This window comes from Endozoicomonas sp. SESOKO4 (assembly GCF_024606275.1).
The window spans coordinates 1-1,881 of the sequence record NZ_JAHHPS010000495.1 but is presented as its reverse complement, the minus strand read 5'-3'; the positions used below and the strand labels follow the sequence as shown (position 1 = coordinate 1,881).

The following is a 1,881-nucleotide window of genomic DNA, read 5'->3' as shown; positions in this document are numbered from 1 at the left end:
AGAAAAAAGAGAAAAGTCAGCAAAAAGGACAAGCTGAACAAATTCTACATGCGCAAAAGAAAGAGCGAAGAGCAGGACAACCATCCCGATAGCGACACCTATGAGCAATCAATTTAGCAATCACCCGCCAGATACCTTAGAATCCTTTTGGAATGCCGCAGCCTTTTGAATCCAGTTTCCTGCGGCGCACTGCTGCTGAGCAGATACCTGACTGTTAACAGACAGCTACCTGAAGGCCTCTTTCTCTTTCTGTTTGCCCGACTTTTTAACACCAGGGCCGAGATACCCGTCGTCAGCAGATTCAATCCCCGGTCCCGAGACGCACTCAGGACATGTCAGCCCCAAGCTGCAGGCCGGGATAACGATATAGTATTGCAACGAGATTAAAGCATTGAGTGGATTACTAGGTCTTTTCAGAAAGAAAAAAGCGCCTTCATCCGGTGGGCAAAAGTCTATACCGGCACCAAAAAATCCTTATTCCAAGCCCCCGCGCGGGAAGAAAAACAGTAAAGTTGTCGGCACTCAATCCAGAAACCCAAAGTCTCGGAACACTGCTCGACGTAATCATTCTCACAACTCTCATCGCTCAGACGACAAGAAGACCGAACCCTCCTGGCATATCAGCCAGTTCCAGGTAGAGCCCGAACAGGGTAAAACCCGCTTTCATGACTTTGATCTGCCTGACCCACTGATGAGAGCCATCCAGGAACTGGGCTTCAAGTACTGCACCCCCATTCAGGCAGAAGTACTGGGCAGCACACTGGCTGGCAGAGACGCTATTGGTAAAGCTCAAACCGGTACGGGCAAGACAGCCGCTTTTCTCGTCAGCACCATCAAACAATTGATCGATATCCCGCCACCGGATCAACGCTATCTTGGTGAACCCCGTGCGGTCATCATTGCCCCTACCCGAGAACTGGCATTGCAGATTGGTCAGGATGCTGAAGCCTTGACCAAATACCTGCCCCTGAACGTACTGACGGTTGTGGGTGGAATGGATTATGAGAAGCAGCGCAGCCGAATGAGTAATGGCTTCATCGATATCCTTGTGGCTACTCCGGGCCGACTTCTGGATTACTGCGAACGCAAAGACCTGCATCTGGACCTGACAGAAACGCTGGTCATTGACGAAGCCGACCGAATGCTGGATATGGGCTTCATTCCTCAGGTTCGGCGCATTATCCGAATGACGCCCCGCCCTGGCGATCGTCAGACCCTACTCTTTTCAGCCACCTTTACGGATGAGGTATTAAGGCTCGGTGAACAGTGGACCTGGCAGCCTGTTAAAGTTGAGATTGAACCAGAGAGTGTTGCTACAGAGACTGTTGACCAGAAGGTTTATATCGTCACCAATGAGCAAAAAGTCCCTCTCTTGATCAACCTGATCAATCAGAACAATCTGGAGCGGGTGATTGTGTTCACCAACCGGCGAGATGAAACTCGTCGATTGACCGAGAAGCTACAAAAGAGAGGCCTCAAAGCGGATCAGATTTCAGGTGAAGTCCCCCAAAAGAAGCGACTCAAAACGCTGGATAACTTCAAGAGTGGCAGGCTGACGGTCCTGGTGGCCACCGATGTTGCTGGTCGGGGCATTCACATTGATGGCATCAGCCATGTGATCAACTATAACCTGCCCGAGGATCCTGAAGATTATGTCCACCGTATTGGCCGGACAGGCCGGGCCGGAGCCAGTGGTACCAGTATCAGCTTTGCCTGCGAAGAGGATTCTTTCCTGATCCCCGACCTGGAACAAATGTTGGGTGCAAAGCTCAATCTGGAATACCCACCTGAAGATCTGGTTAAATAATCAGTAGTCTGCATTAAGCGCTAGCAGCCTGTCGGACTTAAGGCTGTCCTACTGCGGTTGCAATAAATTGGTCT

General features: G+C 50.7%; 1 protein-coding gene. It reads left to right on the top strand.

Features of this window, described 5'->3' with window-relative positions:
• The first annotated feature begins 391 nt into the window (after nt 1–391).
• A complete protein-coding gene (gene rhlB, locus KDK16_RS09525; protein WP_306670783.1) occupies nt 392–1,807 on the top strand; it encodes an ATP-dependent RNA helicase RhlB in 1,416 nt (471 codons plus the stop codon).
• The last annotated feature ends 74 nt before the right edge of the window (nt 1,808–1,881 follow it).